This window comes from Xanthomonas sacchari, from assembly GCF_040529065.1.
Classification (GTDB): domain Bacteria; phylum Pseudomonadota; class Gammaproteobacteria; order Xanthomonadales; family Xanthomonadaceae; genus Xanthomonas_A; species Xanthomonas_A sacchari.
Genome location: NZ_CP132343.1, coordinates 3,502,891 through 3,519,291 on the forward strand (window position 1 = coordinate 3,502,891; position 16,401 = coordinate 3,519,291).

At 70.7% G+C, this 16,401-nt stretch carries 16 protein-coding genes; 8 read left to right on the plus strand and 8 right to left on the minus strand.

All coding sequences use genetic code 11. The features are described 5' to 3' along the window. Window positions 1-50: 50 nt before the first annotated feature. From RAB71_RS14780 to RAB71_RS14795, 4 genes are all read right to left on the minus strand, one after another. Window positions 51-1,550: a diguanylate cyclase gene (locus RAB71_RS14780; RefSeq protein ID WP_010344135.1), complete on the minus strand. Its 1,500-nt coding sequence runs from the start codon at window positions 1,548-1,550 to the stop codon at window positions 51-53. Continuing rightward, window positions 1,547-2,827, minus strand: coding sequence for a WD40 repeat domain-containing protein (locus tag RAB71_RS14785; RefSeq protein WP_010344136.1), 1,281 nt, complete (start codon window positions 2,825-2,827; stop codon window positions 1,547-1,549). The genes RAB71_RS14780 and RAB71_RS14785 overlap by 4 nt, the downstream gene beginning before the upstream one ends. A gap of 120 nt (window positions 2,828-2,947) precedes the next feature. Continuing rightward, complete coding sequence (locus RAB71_RS14790; RefSeq protein WP_010344137.1) at window positions 2,948-4,078, minus strand: PilT/PilU family type 4a pilus ATPase; 1,131 nt, start codon at window positions 4,076-4,078, stop codon at window positions 2,948-2,950. Window positions 4,079-4,205: 127 nt separating this feature from the next. Next, window positions 4,206-5,243, minus strand: a complete 1,038-nt coding sequence (locus tag RAB71_RS14795) for a type IV pilus twitching motility protein PilT (RefSeq protein ID WP_010344138.1) — start codon at window positions 5,241-5,243, stop codon at window positions 4,206-4,208. Window positions 5,244-5,365: 122 nt separating this feature from the next. Between RAB71_RS14795 and RAB71_RS14800 the strand changes: the two genes are divergently transcribed. The 4 genes from RAB71_RS14800 (at window position 5,366) to RAB71_RS14815 (ending at window position 8,808) form a co-directional block, all read left to right on the plus strand. Beyond that, window positions 5,366-6,022 carry a YggS family pyridoxal phosphate-dependent enzyme gene (locus tag RAB71_RS14800; RefSeq protein WP_040902274.1) on the plus strand — a complete coding sequence of 219 codons (657 nt, stop codon included), beginning with the start codon at window positions 5,366-5,368 and terminating at the stop codon, window positions 6,020-6,022. 317 nt (window positions 6,023-6,339) lie between these two features. After that, a complete protein-coding gene (locus RAB71_RS14805; protein WP_010344140.1) occupies window positions 6,340-7,368 on the plus strand; it encodes a hypothetical protein in 1,029 nt (342 codons plus the stop codon). A gap of 127 nt (window positions 7,369-7,495) precedes the next feature. Then, window positions 7,496-8,341: a pyrroline-5-carboxylate reductase gene (proC, locus tag RAB71_RS14810; protein ID WP_029562266.1), complete on the plus strand. Its 846-nt coding sequence runs from the start codon at window positions 7,496-7,498 to the stop codon at window positions 8,339-8,341. Between the two features lie 14 nt (window positions 8,342-8,355). Next, entirely contained in the window at window positions 8,356-8,808 is a 453-nt protein-coding gene (locus RAB71_RS14815) for a DUF4426 domain-containing protein (RefSeq protein WP_010344142.1), read from the plus strand. Between the two features lie 244 nt (window positions 8,809-9,052). Here RAB71_RS14815 and soxR read toward each other — a convergent pair whose 3' ends face one another. Continuing rightward, window positions 9,053-9,490, minus strand: coding sequence for a redox-sensitive transcriptional activator SoxR (gene soxR / locus RAB71_RS14820; RefSeq protein WP_010344143.1), 438 nt, complete (start codon window positions 9,488-9,490; stop codon window positions 9,053-9,055). 101 nt (window positions 9,491-9,591) lie between these two features. Here soxR and RAB71_RS14825 point away from each other — a divergent pair, with 101 nt between their 5' ends. Then, a complete protein-coding gene (locus RAB71_RS14825; protein ID WP_010344144.1) occupies window positions 9,592-10,977 on the plus strand; it encodes an MFS transporter in 1,386 nt (461 codons plus the stop codon). A 147-nt stretch (window positions 10,978-11,124) separates the two neighbouring features. Here the strand turns inward: RAB71_RS14825 and RAB71_RS14830 are convergent, their stop codons facing one another. After that, window positions 11,125-11,925 carry a cobalamin-binding protein gene (locus RAB71_RS14830; RefSeq protein WP_010344145.1) on the minus strand — a complete coding sequence of 267 codons (801 nt, stop codon included), beginning with the start codon at window positions 11,923-11,925 and terminating at the stop codon, window positions 11,125-11,127. Between the two features lie 70 nt (window positions 11,926-11,995). After that, on the minus strand, window positions 11,996-12,595 hold the full coding sequence (pdxH, locus tag RAB71_RS14835) for a pyridoxamine 5'-phosphate oxidase (protein ID WP_010344146.1): 600 nt from the start codon (window positions 12,593-12,595) through the stop codon (window positions 11,996-11,998). A gap of 133 nt (window positions 12,596-12,728) precedes the next feature. Here pdxH and RAB71_RS14840 point away from each other — a divergent pair, with 133 nt between their 5' ends. Beyond that, a complete protein-coding gene (locus tag RAB71_RS14840; RefSeq protein WP_010344147.1) occupies window positions 12,729-13,271 on the plus strand; it encodes a shikimate kinase in 543 nt (180 codons plus the stop codon). Beyond that, the gene (gene aroB, locus RAB71_RS14845; RefSeq protein WP_010344148.1) at window positions 13,268-14,380 is read left to right on the plus strand and encodes a 3-dehydroquinate synthase; all 1,113 of its coding nucleotides are present in this window, start codon (window positions 13,268-13,270) and stop codon (window positions 14,378-14,380) included. The genes RAB71_RS14840 and aroB overlap by 4 nt, the downstream gene beginning before the upstream one ends. A gap of 58 nt (window positions 14,381-14,438) precedes the next feature. Here the strand turns inward: aroB and RAB71_RS14850 are convergent, their stop codons facing one another. Then, window positions 14,439-15,257: an AraC family transcriptional regulator gene (locus RAB71_RS14850; RefSeq protein WP_010344149.1), complete on the minus strand. Its 819-nt coding sequence runs from the start codon at window positions 15,255-15,257 to the stop codon at window positions 14,439-14,441. Between the two features lie 111 nt (window positions 15,258-15,368). Here RAB71_RS14850 and RAB71_RS14855 point away from each other — a divergent pair, with 111 nt between their 5' ends. Continuing rightward, window positions 15,369-16,394 (plus strand): alpha/beta hydrolase, encoded by a 1,026-nt coding sequence (locus RAB71_RS14855; protein WP_041500377.1) that lies wholly within the window; start codon window positions 15,369-15,371, stop codon window positions 16,392-16,394. The last annotated feature ends 7 nt before the right edge of the window (window positions 16,395-16,401 follow it).

A 16,401-nucleotide genomic window follows, 5' to 3' on the forward strand; every position in this document is an offset into this window, starting at 1 on the left:
CCTCATCCGCCCTGCCGGGGCACCTTCTCCAGACGGGACAAGCGGAACCGTCAGCGCACCGCCACGGCGCGGCGCTGCCGCTTGTCCGCGTACATCTCCGCATCCGCGCGGGCGAGCAGTTCCTCCAGCGCTTCCGCATCCAGATCCCGCAGGCTGCACAGCGCCAGGCCGAAGCTGGCCGACAGGGCGGTGGCGAAGCCGTCGTCGTCGCCGGGTTTGGCCAGCGCCCCACGCAACGCGTCGATCAGCGCGTCCGCCCGCTCCGGCGTGGTCAGCGGCAGGTACAGCGCGAATTCGTCGCCCCCGCGGCGCCCCAGCAACTGGCCCGGCCGCAGGCAGCGCCGGCAGCGTTTGACGAAGGCGCGCAGGGCGGCATCGCCGGCGGCATGTCCGAACTGGTCGTTGATCGCCTTGAGGTTGTCCATGTCGGCGACGATCACCGCCAGCGGACGCGGGTCCTGCGCGGCCACTTGCAGATCGTTGAGTACCTGCTCCAGGAATCCGGTCCGCGACAGCGCCCCGGTCACCGGATCGCGTACCAGCGCATGGCGCAGCCGCGTGTTGTCGGCGTAGAGCCCCGGGACCGCGAGTCCGAAGTAGCTGTTCGCCGCCAGGCTGATCATGGCGAACTGCAGCGCCAGCGCCTGCGCCTCAAGCCGCAGCAAGGGCGTGGCCAGGGCGATCAGCAGGCTGAAGGCGGCGATCGCCACCAGCGCCTGCAGCATCCCGTGGGTATGCACGATCCACAACTGGATCACCACCACCACGAACAGCGCGAACACCACCGCCGGCTGCCGCGGCAACGCGGCGGCCAACCCCATCACCGCCAGGGTGACGCCGAGCAGCAGCGCCAGCTTGACCAGATAGCCCGACACGCTGCCGGTGGGCGCGATCATCCCCGAGAAGCGCGGGATGCCCGGCTGCGGCACGATCCGCAGCGCCTCGGCCAGGCGCAGCACCGCGACGATCGCCAGCGGGCCGAGCGCCAGCAGGCCGGCGTAGTCGCCGATCGCCCATGGGATCGACTGGGCAAGCAGGGTCGGCAGATCGATGGCGCCGGTGACGGCCAGCCCGGCCCCGCCCAGGCAGGCGGACAGCAGCGCGGCCACGCCGCCACCCAGGATGAAGGAGGTGACCACGCGCGGCAGGCTGGTCGAGGACACGCCACGGCCGACCCGGCGCAGCAGCCAGGCCAGCCCACCCCAGATGCAGAACTGTTGCGCGGTGAACAGCAGCGCATAGGCCAGCACCGCACGGTCGGGGACGGCCGCGTGGTCGCTCGCACGATAGAAACTGAGCAGCGTAGCCAGCACGCAGGCCGTGGCGATCGCCGGCGCGCCGCGCCAGCCCAACACCATGAACGTGGCCAGCGTCACCGCGACCGGCGGGAACCACAGGCTGGTGTGCGGCTGATAACCCAGCACCCGCGCCAGGTCGAAGACCGCCAGCCACGCCACCACCAGCACCGCCGACAGCAGCACCAGCGCGCCAGGGCGGCGCGGCGCCGCGGCGCGCGTGCGAAACGGCGCCTCGGCGTCCCTGCCTGTCATCCATCCGACTCCGCGCGGCCACGGCCGATGGCCGAACCGGGGCCAACGAAGGCGGTGACCGTGCTGTCGTCGCTGCCGCCCACCACCACCGTGGCACCGCTGTTCAGACGGATCGGCCAGCTCATGTCGTCCGTGCCATAGGACCATTGCTGGGTGCCGTCGCCCGCGTTCCAGAGCGTGAACGCGCCGGGCGTGCCGTCGGGATGGCCATCGGCCAGCCCCAGCCACTGTCCGTCCGGGTCGAACGCCAGGTCGTTGGGCGAGTGCGCGCTGTGCGCGGTCCACTGCAGCGTCGCGGCGGTGCCGGCATCGGCGTACACGGCGACGATGCCACCGCCGCTGAGATTGCCGGCGATCGCGACCTTGTCGCCGGCACGATCGCAGGCCACCCCGTAGATGGTCGTGGCGCCTTCGGGCACCGTCTGGGTCCAGGCCGGCCCAGGGGTTTTCTGGAACGCCGCCACGTCGAACGCGTACAGCGTGCCGTCGCTGGCACCGGCGTAGGCCCGGCGCCCATCGCTCGACAGCGCCGCGGCATGCACGCGGGCCTGCTTGGGCAACTGCCAGCGCGTCAGCGTCCCCGGTTGTCCCGCGGCGATCGGGAACAGGATGATCTCGCCCTGCGCGCTGGCCACCAGCCCGATCGTGCCATCGGCGGCGATGCCGGTGGCGATGACGCTGTCGGCGCTGTCGCCGGTGCCCCCGGCGGTCAGCGCGATGCACGCGGGCGTGGCGGAGAACACCGCATCGCCCTCGCGGTAGAACAGATAGCCCTGCTCGGCGCCGGCCAGCAAGGTCCGCCCGCCCGCGTCCAGCGCCACCATGTTGCCGCGGACGGGGAGCGCAAAGGACAGCAGCTCGTCGCCGCCGGGAACCGCCCAGGCACCGACGAAGCCCGCATACGGCGACTGGCTCTTCCAGCCGCAGCTGGCCATGGTGCCGCCGTCCGCCGCCACGTCGACCCAGTACACGCCCTGCCAGCCGTCGAACTCCTTCGTCAGCAGACGGTTGCCGGCGCGGTCCCAGGCATAGGTGCCGAAGCAGCCCTGCTGGTTGCCGCCCACGTCGCTGCGCGTGGCCGCAGGCGCGATGCGCTCGAAGATCTTGCGCTGCTCGACCGGCACCGCCTCCAGCCCGGGAATCTGCGACACGCTGCCGTACTGGTGGAAAAAGGTGCCGGCGACGATGACATTGCCATCGTCGGACACCGCCACCGAGTTGATGTAGTAGCCGGCATGCGGCTGGGTCGACCAGAGCAGTTCAGGCACGTCGTTCATCGCGGCTTTCTCCCTTCGGCTGAAGCGTCCGTCCTCCATCGACGGAAAGCAGACGCTGGACTGAAACACGACACCCGTGACCGACGCCGAGCGCCCGCTTGCGCGCGCCTGCCGGACGGCTCAGCGCACCTCGGCGATCTCGACCCCGTCCAGGCCCTGCGCCAGGGTGCGCGCGTCGCCGCCCTGGGCCAGCTTGATGCGCAGGCGCACCTCGTTCTGCGAATCGGCGTGGCGCAGCGCATCCTCGTAGCTGATCTCGCCGGCCTGGTACAGCTCGAACAGGCTCTGGTCGAAGGTCTTCATGCCCAGGTTGGTGGACTCCTTCATCACGTCCTTGAGCTTGTGGATCTCGCCCTCGCGGATGTAGTCCTGCACCAGCGGCGTGCCGAGCATGATCTCCATGGCCACGCGGCGGCCCTTGCCGTCCGGGGTCGGGATCAGCTGCTGCGCGACCACGCCGCGCAGGTTCAGCGACAGATCCATCAGCAACTGGCTGCGGCGGTCTTCGGGGAAGAAGTTGATCACGCGGTCCATCGCCTGGTTGGCGTTGTTGGCGTGCAGGGTGCACAGCACCAGGTGGCCGGTCTCGGCGAAGGAGATGGCGTGGTCCATGCCCTCGCGGGTGCGCACCTCGCCGATCATGATCACGTCCGGCGCCTGGCGCAGGGTGTTCTTCAGCGCGTTCTCCCAGCTGTCGGTGTCGATGCCGACCTCGCGCTGGGTGATGATGCAGCCCTCGTGCTTGTGCACGAACTCGATCGGGTCCTCGATGGTGATGATGTGCCCGGTGGAGTTCTGGTTGCGGTAGCCGATCATCGCCGCCAGCGAGGTCGACTTGCCGGTGCCGGTGGCGCCGACGAAGATGATGATGCCGCGCTTGGTCATCGCCAAAGTCTTGATGACCGGCGGCAGGTTCAGCTCGTCCACGCTGGGAATGCGCGTCTCGATCCGGCGCAGCACCATGCCGACCTGGTTGCGCTGGTAGAAGCAACTGACGCGGAAGCGCCCGACCCCGGCCACGCCGATGGCGAAGTTGCACTCGTGGGTCTTCTCGAACTCCTCGCGCTGCGCCGGCGTCATCACGTTCAGCACCAGGTCGCGGCTCTGCTGCGGCGTCAGCGGCGTCTGCGTGATCGGCGTGATCTTGCCGTGCACCTTGATTGCCGGCGGCATGCCCGAGGTGATGAACAGGTCCGACGCCTTCTGGTGCGCCATCAGTTTCAGGAAGGAGGTGAAGTCGATGGTGCTCATGGTCGGCTCCTTCGGAGCTGAGAATCGGGAATGGAGAATCGGGAATCGCAACAGCGGGCATCCGGAAGCGGGAAGGATGGGGCCGTTGCTCTTCCCATTCCCGATTCCCTATTCCCGATTCCCGGCCTCACTCGAACAACCGCTTGTCCTTGGCGTATTCGCGGGCCTGGTTGCGGGTGATCAGGCTGCGCTTGACCAGGTCCTGCAGGTGCTGGTCCAGGGTCTGCATGCCGTTCTGCTGGCCGGTCTGGATCGCCGAGTACATCTGCGCCACCTTGTCCTCGCGGATCAGGTTGCGGATGGCGGGGGTGCCGACCATGATTTCCCAGGCCGCGGTGCGGCCGCCGCCGACCTTCTTCAGCAGCGCCTGCGAGATCACCGCGCGCAGCGATTCGGACAGCATCGAGCGCACCATCGGCTTTTCGCCGGCGGGGAACACGTCGATGATGCGGTCGATGGTCTTGGCCGCCGAACTGGTGTGCAGGGTGCCGAACACCAGGTGGCCGGTCTCCGCCGCGGTCAGCGCCAGCCGGATGGTTTCCAGGTCGCGCAATTCGCCGACCAGGATGATGTCCGGGTCTTCGCGCAGCGCCGAACGCAGCGCCTCGTTGAAGCCGTGGGTGTCGCGGTGCACCTCGCGCTGGTTGATCAGGCACTTCTGCGAGGTGTGCACGAATTCGATCGGATCCTCGACGGTGAGGATGTGGCCGTATTCGTTCTTGTTGATGTAGTCGATCATGCCGGCGAGCGTGGTCGACTTGCCCGAGCCGGTCGGCCCGGTGACCAGGATCAGGCCCTGCGGCTGGTCGATCAGCTGGCGGAAGATCGGCGGGCAGCCGAGGTCTTCCAGGGTCAGCACTTCCGAGGGAATGGTGCGGAACACCGCGCCGGCGCCGCGGTTCTGGTTGAACGCGTTGACGCGGAAGCGCGCCAGGCTGGGAATCTCGAAGGAGAAGTCGACCTCGAGGAATTCCTCGTAGTCGCGGCGTTGTTTGTCCGACATGATGTCGTAGACAAGCGCGTGCACCTGCTTGTGGTCCAGCGCCGGAATGTTGATGCGGCGGACGTCGCCATCGACCCGGATCATCGGCGGCAGGCCCGCGGACAGGTGCAGGTCGGACGCCTTGTTCTTGACCGAGAACGCCAATAGTTCAGCGATATCCATACGCTGCTTTTCCCCTTGGGCTGCGACTGGAAGGATGAATCCCCGGCCGGCAGTATAGCGCCCTTCCCTTTGCCGGAACGCCGCCTGTGCCCCTCTCGCCGCTGCAACAGATCCGCCTGGACATGGACCGCGCCGCCGACGCCGCAGGGCGCCCGCACGCGCGCTTGCTGGCGGTGTCCAAGACCCAGCCGGCCGAGGCCGTGGCGGCGCTGGCCGCACAGGGGCAGCGCGCCTTCGGCGAGAACTACGTGCAGGAAGCGGCGGCCAAGATCGCCGCGCTGGCCGAGGCCGGACTGGAGTGGCATCTGATCGGGCACCTGCAGTCGAACAAGGCCGAACAGGCGGCGACGCTGTTCGACTGGGTGCAGACGGTGGACCGGCCCAAGCTGATCGCCGCCCTGGCCAAGGGCCGTGCGGCTGCGCCGGCGCGCGCGCCGCTGAACGTGTTGATCCAGGTCAACATCGACGACGAGGCCAGCAAGCATGGCTGCCAGCCCGACGCCGTGGACGCCCTGGCCGCGGCCATCGCCGCACAGCCAGCGCTGGCCCTGCGCGGGCTGATGGCCATTCCCGCGCCGTGGCCGGAGGCCGAGCGCCGCATCGACGCATTCGCGCGCATGCATGCGCTGTTCGTGCGGCTGCGCGACGCGCATCCGCAGGTCGACACCTTGTCGATGGGCATGAGCGGCGACTTCGCCGACGCCATCGCCGCCGGCGCCACCATGGTGCGGGTCGGTACGGCCTTGTTCGGCGCACGCGGCCCGCGCGTTTCCGGCTGAACCGGCTGCTGCCGCGCCGCATTACCGCATCGCCCGTGACATCGTGATGATTTGTCTACGACACCTTCAAAAACGATTCACCAACATCGGAATTCTGTCGTAGCCGATCTGCTTGAAAAGCATAGAGTTTCAGGATGAATGAAAGGTTCGCGCCGACAGTGCTTCCTGAACCATGCGACACGGTTGCGAACCGTTAATTCAGTCACGTTTCAGACGTAGGCGCTTCGCTTCACATGGCGGCCGACCGCGGGTCCTCCGCAGTCCATCGCCGAATGCGCTCGGCTCGAACGAGGTCACAGATGCAAGCATCCACCCGATTGCTGTTCGCTTCCTGCTTCATCGGTCTGCTGCACGTCCCCGCGGCCATGGCCGCGCCGACGGCGACGCCGGCCTGGACCAACGAAGAAGCGATGATGTCGCCGGCGGAAGTCCAGGCGCGCACCGCCTGGCGCGAAACCATGGCGCATCAACCGACGCCGGCGGAAGGCTGCTTCCATGCCAGCTACCCCGATACGCAGTGGCAAACGGACGTCTGCAAAACCCTGACCCGCCACCTGCATCCGGTGCCGCACAAGATCCGCTTCGGCGCCACCGAAACCACCGGCAACGGCTACGACTACGCGCTGCGCTCCAGCACCCTGATCAGCAAGGCCGTGGGCAGCTTCCCGCAGGTCACCGGCGTGACGTCGGAGAAAGGCGTCGGCGTGGCGGCCTTCGGCGGCGGCGGCATCCTCGGCCCGAACGAGTATTCGCTGCAGATCAACTCCAACTACGACGCCACCACCAGCGTCTGCGGCGGCCGCTCCGGCTGCACCGTGTGGCAGCAGTTCGTCTACGCCACCGACTACGAGACCCAGGGCCAGGCCGCGGTGTTCATGCAGTACTGGCTGATCGGCTACGGCAGCAGCTGCCCGAGCGGCTGGATGAGCGGCGGCGGCTCGGACTGCTACCGCAACAGCAACGCGGTCAGCGCGCCGGACGTGCCGGCCACGCAGCTGGCCAACCTCAAGCTGACCGGTTCGGCCACCGCCAACGGCAACGACACCATCACCTTCACCAACAACGGCACCGCCTACAGCGTCAGCGCCAAGGACAGCGTGGTCAAGCTGGCCACGGTGTGGAAGGACGCCGAGTTCAACGTGGTCGGCAACGCCGGCGGTTCCAGCGCCAACTTCAACTCCGGCTCGTCGATCACGGTGAAGGTGGCCGCCACCAACGGCTCCACCGCCGCCCCGACCTGCGCGGCCAACGCCGGCAGCACCGGCGAGACCAACAACCTCAACCTGGGCAGCTGCTCGACGGCCGGCGGCAGCACGCCGTCGATCACCTTCACCGAGTCCAACTGAGTCGTCGCGCCGGTCCGCATGGCGGCCGGCGCGTTCTTCCGCAGCGTGATCCGGGCCGCGCCGCACCGCAGCAACGCGGCGCGGCGCAGCCGCTACCATGGCGCTCCCTCTTCGCGACGGTGCGCACATGGCTTCCGCTTCTCCCGATTCCCACGCGGCCGATATCGCCTTCATCGGCGGCGGCAACATGGCGCGCAGCCTGATCGCCGGGCTGGTCCGGCAAGGCACCGATCCGCACCGCATCCGCGTGGCCGAGCCGGTGGCGGCGCTGCGCGAGGCGCTGGTCGCCGACTACGGCGTCCACGCGGTCGCCTCCGCGGCCGAGGCCGCCGACGGCGCGGCGCTGTGGATGTTCGCGGTCAAGCCGCAGGTGCTGCGCGGTGTCTGCAACGAACTGGCCGCGTTGGCGCAGGCGCAGCGGCCACTGCTGGTGTCCATCGCCGCCGGCATCACCACCGCGCAACTGGACCGCTGGCTCGGCGGCGGCCACGCCCTGGTCCGCGCGATGCCCAATACCCCTGCCCTGCTCGGCGCCGGCGTCACCGGCCTGTTGGCCAGCGCCGGCGTCGATGCCGGCCAACGCGCCCACGCCGAGCGCGTGCTGGCCGCCGCCGGCGTCACCGTGTGGGTCGAGGACGAGGCGCTGATCGATGCGGTCACCGCGGTCTCCGGCAGCGGCCCCGCCTACGTGTTCCTGCTCGCCGAGGCGATGGAAGCGGCGGGCATCGCCCAGGGCCTGCCCGCCGACACCGCGCGCACCCTGACCCTGCAGACCGTGCTCGGCGCGGCGCGCATGCTCACCGAGTCCGGCGAGGCGCCGAGCGAACTGCGCCGCCGCGTGACCTCGCCCAACGGCACCACCCAGGCCGCGATCGAGACCTTCCAGCACGGCGGCTTCGAGGCGCTGACCGCCGCCGCGATCGCTGCGGCGGCCGCGCGCGGCCGTGCCCTGTCCGCCGCCAACGACGACTGATCCGGAGAACGCCGATGCGTGTCCTGCCCGCTGCGCTGCTGTGCCTGGCCCTGGCCGCCTGCTCGGACCAGGACACCCCACGTCCGGCGACACTGCTCGCCGCCACCCCGGCGCAGGCCGATTTCGGCGCGCTGCGCGTGCACTACAACGCCTTGCCCACATTGGCGATGAGCGACGACGTGGCGCGCCGCTACGGCATCGCCCGCGAAGCCGACACCGCCCTGGTGATGATCGCGCTGCGTACGCTGCACGGTGGCGAGGAAGCGCCGGCGGTGGGCACGGTGGAGGCGGTGGCGACCGACCTCAGCGGCCAGCGCCAGCCGGTGGCGCTGCGCGCGGTCCGCACCGACGCCTACACCGACTACGTCGGCACCGTGCGCAGCAGCGCCCACGACCAGTTGCGCTTCGTGGTGCAGGTGCGCAGCGCCGACGGCAGCGGCACGGTGCGCTTCACCCGTAATTTCTAGCGCGCGCCCACGCTGCGCAGGCAACACAAACCGCCGTAGGAGCGGCTCTTGTCCCCCGTTTGGGATCAGCCGCGACCTGGCGTTATCGGGAAAGCCCGTCGCGGCTGAAGCCGCTCCTACGGAAAGCTGGACAGACCGACCGGCGCACAGCGAGCGCGGTCCATTGTGGGAGGGACTTCAGTCCCGACGCGGTAACGGTGGACGTGGCGGCATTGCACGCGGCTGCTGCGCGCGGACACAGCGCTCACTCCTCCGCCCAGCGCTGCGGGCCGTCGCCGTGCGCGGCCAGGGTGTCGGCCGGGTTGCTCAGCCGGCAGCGGCGCAGCGACAGGCAGCCGCAGCCGATGCAGTCGGTGAGCTGGTGGCGCAGGCGGGTCAGCTGCAGGATGCGTGCGTCCAGTTCCTCGCGCCACACCGCCGACATCCGTGCCCACTCGGCGCGGGTGGGCGTGCGCGCGTCGGGCAACTGCGCGAAGGCGGCCTTGACGCTGTCCAGCGGCACGCCGACGCGTTGCGCCACGCGGATCACCGCCAGCCGGCGCAGCACGTCTCGCGTATAGCGGCGCTGGTTGCCGGCGGTGCGCATGCTGCGGATCAGGCCCTTGCTCTCGTAGAAATGCAGCGCCGACACGGCCACGCCGCTGCGCGCGGCGACCTGCCCCACGCTCAGTTCTTCCTGCATCGCTTGACCTCGAGTCCGGTTGAGGTTGCATGCTGCATGGCCTGCAGGCGCCCACGCAAGTCGCCACCGGCAGCCGTCCAACCGCTTTTCCAGGTATCCCGATGCAAGACCACGCCACCGCCGCCGCTGCCCCGCCCGCCCCTGTCACTGCCGGCTCCGTGCTGGCGCCGGCTTATCGCGCCACCACCATCGGCATGGTCGCGCTGGTGTCGTTGATCGCCTTCGAAGCGCTGGCGGTGGCCGCGGCGATGCCGACCGTGGCGCGCGAACTGGATGGCCTGCGGCTGTACGCGCTGGCCTTCGGCGGCACTCTGGCCACCAGTGTGATCGGCATGACCGTGGCCGGGCGCTGGAGCGACCTGCACGGGCCGGCGGCGCCGCTCTGGGCCGGCCTGGCCTGCTTCGTCTGCGGCCTGCTGCTGGCCGGCTTCGCTCCGTCGATGGACGTCCTGCTGGCCGGCCGGCTGGTGCAGGGCCTGGGCGCCGGTGCGATCTCGGTGGTGCTGTACGTGCTGGTCGCGCGGCTGTATCCGCAGGCGATCCGCCCGCGCATGTTCGCCGCGTTCTCCGCCGGCTGGGTGGTGCCGTCGCTGATCGGCCCCAGCATCAGCGGGCTGATCGTCGAACACGTCGGCTGGCGCTGGGTGTTCCTGGCGGTGCCGCTGCTGGCGCTGCCGGCGGCGGCGCTGCTGTGGCCGGCATTGCGGCGCCTGCCGCCCGCCGCCAGCGCGGACGGCAGCAGCGGCGCGTCGCGGCTGTGGTCGCTGGGCGCGGCGGCCGGTGTCTGTCTGCTCTACCTGGGTGGCCAGCAACGCGGGCTGTGGGCGGCACTGCTGTTGCCATCGGCATTGGCGCTGCTGGTGCTGTGCACCTGGCGGCTGCTGCCTGCGGGCACTCTACGCGCCGCGCGCGGCCTGCCCAGCGTGATCGCGCTGCGTGGCGTCGCCGGGTCGGCGTTCTTCGGCTGCGAGGCGTTCCTGCCGCTGCTGCTGTCGCGCGAACGCGGGCTGTCGCCGGTGTGGGCGGGCGTGGCGCTGAGCGCCGGCGCGCTGGGCTGGTTCGCCGGCTCCTGGTACCAGGGCCACTACGGCCGCGACGCGACCCGGCTGCGGCGGCTGCGCCTGGGCTGCACGCTGATGGCGCTGGGCATCGCGACCACCACGCTGGCACTGCTGCCAGCGGTGCCCGCCGCGCTGGCGATCGGCGGCTGGACCGCTACCGGCCTGGGCATGGGACTGATCTATCCGTCCCTGGCGGTGCTGACCCTGACCCTGTCGCCGCCGGCGCGGCAGGGCCGCAACAGTTCGGCGCTGCAGTTGAGCGAGGCGATCGCGGTGGCGACCACGCTGGCGGTCGGCGGTTCGCTGTTCGCCGCGCTGCTGGCGTACTCGGCCAATGCGGCTTACCTGTCGACCTTCGCCGTCGCCGCGCTCATGGCGCTGCTCGGCCTGGGCATCGCCGGCCGTACCCAGCCCACGCCTGGCTAACGGAATCGCCGCGTGTGGCGCCTGCCGCGGCGTGGTGGCGTGCGCGACAAGAAGGATCGCGGAAGTGGCGATCCGTCCATGGCCGCACGATGACGCGGCCATGGATGCGCGTTGCGCCCGTTCGGATGGTGGCCTGGCAGCCCCGCCCTAGCGCGCGCCCACGCCCCTGGCCCATGCCTGGATGATGTCGGCGATGGCGCGCACGCCGTCGGTGAGCGCGGCCGGCCCCGGCTGCAGGATCAGCGGCGACTTGATCTCGAACAGTTGCCCGTCGCGCACCGCCGGAATCGCCGACCAGCCAGGCCGCGCGGCGACGCGCTCGGGGCGGAAGCGCTTGCCGCACCAGGAGCCGAGGATGATGTCCGGCGCGCGCCGCACCACCTCGTCGCCATTGGCCATGATCCGCGCCTTGGCCAGCGGCTGCACCGACAGTTCCGGGAACACGTCCTCGCCGCCGGCGATGCCCACCAGTTCGGCCACCCAGCGGATGCCGGTGATGATCGGCTCGTCCCACTCCTCCAGGTACACGCGCGGCCGCCGCGGCAAGGTGGCGGCCTGTGCGGCGATGGCGTCGAGGCCGCGCTGCAACTCGTCGGCGTAGGCATCAGCGCGCGGCCCGGCGCCGACCAGCGCGCCGAGCCGGCGCACGTAGTCGAGGATGCCGTCGACGCTGCGATGGTTGGCGATCCACACCTCCACGCCGTGCCGCACCAGGTCGGCGGCGATATCGGCCTGGATGTCGGAGAAGCCGATCGCCAGGTCCGGCTGCAGCTTCAGGATCTCGCCGATCTTGGCGCTGGTGAAGGCGCTGACCTTGGGCTTGTCGCGGCGCGCCTGCGGCGGGCGCACGGTGAAGCCGCTGATGCCGACGATGCGCTGCTGCTCGCCGAGCGCGTACAGCGTTTCGGTCGGCTCTTCGGTCAGGCAGACGATGCGCCGCGGGCCCATGCTCACCGCGCCCCGTGCGGGCACGGGTCGACCGCGGCGGCAGCGCCGCGGCAGGCCGGGCCGGCACCGCTCACGGGAACAGCATCCGCTTGCTCCAGTGGCCGGCGGGGTCGGCTTCGTAGCGCCAGCGCTCGTGCAGGCGGTACTTGGCGCCGTACCAGAACTCGAAACTGCGCGGCACCACGCGGAACCCGCCCCAGCCGTCCGGGCGCGGCACCTCGCGGCCCTCGAAGGTGGCCTCGGCCTTGGCCACGCGTTCCTCGAATTCCTCGCGCGAGGCCAGCGTGCGCGACTGCGCCGAGGCCCAGGCGCCGATCTGGCTCATGCGCGGGCGCGAGGCGAAATAGGCGTCGGCCTCGGCCGCGGCGACCAGCTGCACCTCACCGTCGATGCGCACCTGCACCCCGTCCTCGCGCATGCGCCGCCACAAGAACAGCAGCGAGGCCTGCGGATTGGCCTGCAGCTCGCGGCCCTTCTGGCTGTCCAGGTGGGTGTAGAACACGAAACCGCGCGCGTCGTATGCCTTCAGCAGCACCACCCGCGACGACGGGCGCGCCTCCAGCGTGGCCGAGGACACGACCATGGCGTTGTATTCGGCCTCGTCGCTGGTGCGCGCCTCGGCGAACAGGTCGGCGAACGTGGACAGGGCTTCGGCGTAGAGATCGGGCATGGCGACAGGCACTCGGCGGACGATGCGCCATTGTCGCGCCATGCACCGCGCGACGCACGCTTCGCCGCGCAAGGCCGCGCGCACGCGCCTGCGCGGCGCGCGGGGCGGCGTCGGTGTCTGCTAGCATCGGCGGATGAATCCCGCCCCCAACCTGGTGCTGGTCGGCCCGATGGGCGCCGGCAAGAGCGTCATCGGTCGCCGCCTGGCCGAGCGCTTCGGCCTGGTCTTCGTCGACAGCGACCAGACCATCGTCGAGCGCACCGGCGCCAGCATCGCCTCGCTGTTCGAGCACGCCGGCGAGGCCGGTTTCCGCGAGCACGAGCGCGCGGTGCTGGAAAGCATCCTGAGCACGCCCGGCCACCTGATCTCCACCGGCGGCGGCGCCGTGCTCAACGCCGACAGCCGCCGCGAGATGCGCGAGCACGGCTTCGTGGTGTACCTGCGGGTCGGCGTGGCCGCGCAACTGCAGCGCCTGCACCGCGACCGCAGCCGCCCGCTGCTGCAGCGTGGCGACCGCGAGCAGGTCCTGCGCGACCTGCACGCGGTGCGCGAACCGCTGTACCGCGAGGTCGCCGACCTGATCCTGGACACCGACCACCTCACCCCGGCCGAGGCCACCGCGCAACTGGTCGTGCGCCTGGCCGCGTCGTGGAAACTTCCGGAACCCACTGCATGACCGCAACATCGCGCACGGTCGAGGTCGCTGGCGACCCGGCCTACACCATCCGCATCGGCCCCGGCCTGCTCGACGACGGCACCGCCCTCGCCGCGCAGGTGCGCGGCCGCCACGTGCTGCTGCTCAGCGACAGTCAGGTGGCGCCGCTGTACGCCGCGCAGGTCCGCAGCGCGCTGCTGGCGGCACGCCCGGAATTGCAGATCGGCGCGTTCGTGATTCCCGCCGGCGAGGCCTCCAAGACCCTGGACAACTTCGCCGCGGCGATCGCCGCGCTGGCGGCGCTGGGCGCCACCCGCGACGCCTGCGTGCTGGCCCTGGGCGGCGGCGTGGTCGGCGACCTGGCCGGGTTTGCCGCCGCCTGCTGGATGCGCGGCGTGGACTGCGTGCAACTGCCGACCACGCTGCTGGCGATGGTCGATTCCTCGGTCGGCGGCAAGACCGCGGTGGACATCCCGCAGGGCAAGAACCTGGTCGGCGCCTTCCATCCGCCGCGCGCGGTGCTGGCCGACACCGCCACGCTGCGCAGCCTGCCGCCGCGCGAACTGCGCGCCGGCCTGGCCGAGGTGATCAAGTACGGCGCCATTCGCGACCCGCTGTTCTTCGAATGGCTGCACGCCGAACGCCGCGCGCTGCTGGCCGGCGAGCCGGCGGCGCTGGCGCAGGCGATCGCGCGCAGTTGCGAGCACAAGGCCGAGATCGTCGCCCGCGACCCACTGGAGAAAGGCGAGCGCGCCCTGCTCAACCTCGGCCACACCTTCGGCCACGCCATCGAGACCGAACAGGGCTACGGCGCTCCGGACAACGCCAACCTCAACCACGGCGAAGCGGTAGCGGTGGGCATGGTGCTGGCCGCGGAACTGTCGGCCCGGCTGGGCATGGCCAGCGCGCAGGACACGGAGAAACTGCGCGCGCTGCTGCAGGACTTCGGCCTGCCCACCGCGCTGCCGGCCGGGCTGGCGCCGGAGGCGCTGCTGGCGCGCATGCGCCTGGACAAGAAGAATCTGGCCGGACGTCTGCGGCTGGTGCTGTGGCGCGGCATCGGCCACGCCGAGATCGTGCCCGACGTGGACGAGGCCGAAGTGCTGGCGGTGCTGGCCGCCGCCGGCTGAGCGAGCAGGCCGCCGAGCGCGTGTCCGCGCGCGCCCGGCCACCCGCGACTGCACCCGCTCAGCGTGCCTGCCGCCACGCGCGCGGGCTCTGCCCGACCTGCGCCTTGAACACACGCGACACCGCGGCCTCGCTGCCATAACCCACCTCGTCGGCAAGCTGCTTCAGCGGCCGTCCTTCGCGCAGGCCGCGCTGCACCAGGGCGATGCGCCAGTCCTGCAGGTACTGGCCCGGGGTGCAGCCGAGCGTCTCGCGAAAACTGCGCGCGAACGCGCTGCGCGACATGCCGGCACACGCGGCCAGGCTCTCCAGCGTCCACGGCTGCGCCGGGGCGTCGTGGATACCGGTCAATGCCAGCCGCAGCCGCGCATCGGCCATGCCGGCGAGCATGCCGCCGTCGGCGAGCCCCTGCTCCATCAGTTCGCGGATCACGTGCACCAGCACCACCTCGAACAAGCGGTTCAACACCGCCTGGCGCCCGCAATGCTGCGCGAACGCTTCCTCGAACAGCAGTTGCAGCAGCGTCTCCCCCTGGCGCAGCGCGTCCAGCGGCAGGCAGATGCAGGCCGGCAAGGCGCGCACCAGCGGATTGGCCGCACCGCCACCGAAGCGCAGGTGCGCGCAGGCGAAATCCGCGCCGCGTTGCGCATCGGTCTCGAAGCGGTGCGGCATGGCCTGCGGGTACAGCAGCAGGCTCGGCCGGTCGATCCGCAGCACGGTCCCGTCACCGTTGTGGACGACCACGCTGCCCTGGCGCAGCAGGTGCAGTTGCCCGCGGTCGCCGTCGTCGAGCCGGTGCAGCCCGCACAGCGTGCCAGCGTGGAAGACCTCGGCGCTGACCGAGAAGTGGGTCAGCAAGGCGGCCAAGCGGTCGGCCATTTAGGACTCCAGGGAAAGTTTTATGGACGATTCGCCACCTATCGTATCGCCTTGACGCGCAAAGTCACTCCTGTCGCCGGCACACCGCCCGGCATGCCCCAGGAAACCGCCATGAAGACCCTGCTTCCCTTGCTCGCCACCTCGCTGCTGGCCGGTGCGATCGGCACCGCCACCGCAGCGACGCCGGCCGACCAGCCCGCGCCGCTGCGCCCGGTCGCGACGTTCCTCGCCGCGCTCAACGGCAGCGGCGGCAAGCCGATCGAGCAGCTCACGCCGGCGCAGGCGCGGCAGGTGCTGCGCGATGCCCAGGCCAATACGCCATTGCCGCCGGCCGAGGTCAGCCGCACCACCATCCAGGCCGACGGCAAGCCGCTGAACCTGGTGATCGTGCGGCCACCGCACACGGACGGCCAGGTGTTGCCGGCCTTCATGTTCTTCCACGGCGGCGGCTGGGTGCTGGGCGACTTCCCGACCCACGAACGCCTGATCCGCGACCTGGTCAACGCCTCCGGCGCGGTGGCCGTCTATGTGGACTACACGCCGTCGCCGGAAGCGCAGTATCCGGTCGCCATCCACCAGGCCTACGCCGCCACCCGCTGGGTCGCCGAGCACGGCGCGCAGATCGGCGTTGACGGCAAGCGCCTGGCGCTGGCGGGCAACAGCGTCGGCGGCAACATGGTCGCGGCCGTGGCGCTGCAGGCCAAGGCCGCGGGGACACCGGCGCTGCGCTACGACCTGATGCTGTGGCCGGTGACCGACGCCCGCTTCGACGATGGCTCGTACCAGCAGTTCCAGAGCGGCTACTTCCTCACCCGCAACATGATGACCTGGTTCTGGGACAACTACACCACCGACCCCAAGGCCCGCGCCGAGATCACCGCCTCGCCGCTGCGCGCCACCCCGGCGCAACTGGCCGGCCTGCCGCCGACGCTCATCCAGACCGCGGAACTGGACGTGCTGCGCGACGAGGGCGAAGCCTTCGGCCGCAAGCTGGACCAGGCAGGGGTGACGGTCACGGTGACCCGCTACAACGGGCTGATCCATGACTTCGGCCTGCTCAATGCCCTGCGCGACGTGCCTGCGGTGCGGACCGCCATCCAGCAGGCGGGCGACGGCCTGCGCGAGCACCTGAAGTAAGCGCACA

Coding starts and splice junctions, on each gene's coding strand:
- RAB71_RS14780 (WP_010344135.1), bottom strand. CDS start 1,550: ATGACAGGCAGGGACGCCGAGGCGCCGTTTCGCACGCGCGCCGCGGCG.
- RAB71_RS14785 (WP_010344136.1), bottom strand. CDS start 2,827: ATGAACGACGTGCCTGAACTGCTCTGGTCGACCCAGCCGCATGCCGGC.
- RAB71_RS14790 (WP_010344137.1), bottom strand. CDS start 4,078: ATGAGCACCATCGACTTCACCTCCTTCCTGAAACTGATGGCGCACCAG.
- RAB71_RS14795 (WP_010344138.1), bottom strand. CDS start 5,243: ATGGATATCGCTGAACTATTGGCGTTCTCGGTCAAGAACAAGGCGTCC.
- RAB71_RS14800 (WP_040902274.1), top strand. CDS start 5,366: ATGGACCGCGCCGCCGACGCCGCAGGGCGCCCGCACGCGCGCTTGCTG.
- proC (WP_029562266.1), top strand. CDS start 7,496: ATGGCTTCCGCTTCTCCCGATTCCCACGCGGCCGATATCGCCTTCATC.
- RAB71_RS14815 (WP_010344142.1), top strand. CDS start 8,356: ATGCGTGTCCTGCCCGCTGCGCTGCTGTGCCTGGCCCTGGCCGCCTGC.
- soxR (WP_010344143.1), bottom strand. CDS start 9,490: ATGCAGGAAGAACTGAGCGTGGGGCAGGTCGCCGCGCGCAGCGGCGTG.
- RAB71_RS14825 (WP_010344144.1), top strand. CDS start 9,592: ATGCAAGACCACGCCACCGCCGCCGCTGCCCCGCCCGCCCCTGTCACT.
- RAB71_RS14830 (WP_010344145.1), bottom strand. CDS start 11,925: ATGGGCCCGCGGCGCATCGTCTGCCTGACCGAAGAGCCGACCGAAACG.
- pdxH (WP_010344146.1), bottom strand. CDS start 12,595: ATGCCCGATCTCTACGCCGAAGCCCTGTCCACGTTCGCCGACCTGTTC.
- RAB71_RS14840 (WP_010344147.1), top strand. CDS start 12,729: ATGAATCCCGCCCCCAACCTGGTGCTGGTCGGCCCGATGGGCGCCGGC.
- aroB (WP_010344148.1), top strand. CDS start 13,268: ATGACCGCAACATCGCGCACGGTCGAGGTCGCTGGCGACCCGGCCTAC.
- RAB71_RS14850 (WP_010344149.1), bottom strand. CDS start 15,257: ATGGCCGACCGCTTGGCCGCCTTGCTGACCCACTTCTCGGTCAGCGCC.
- RAB71_RS14855 (WP_041500377.1), top strand. CDS start 15,369: ATGAAGACCCTGCTTCCCTTGCTCGCCACCTCGCTGCTGGCCGGTGCG.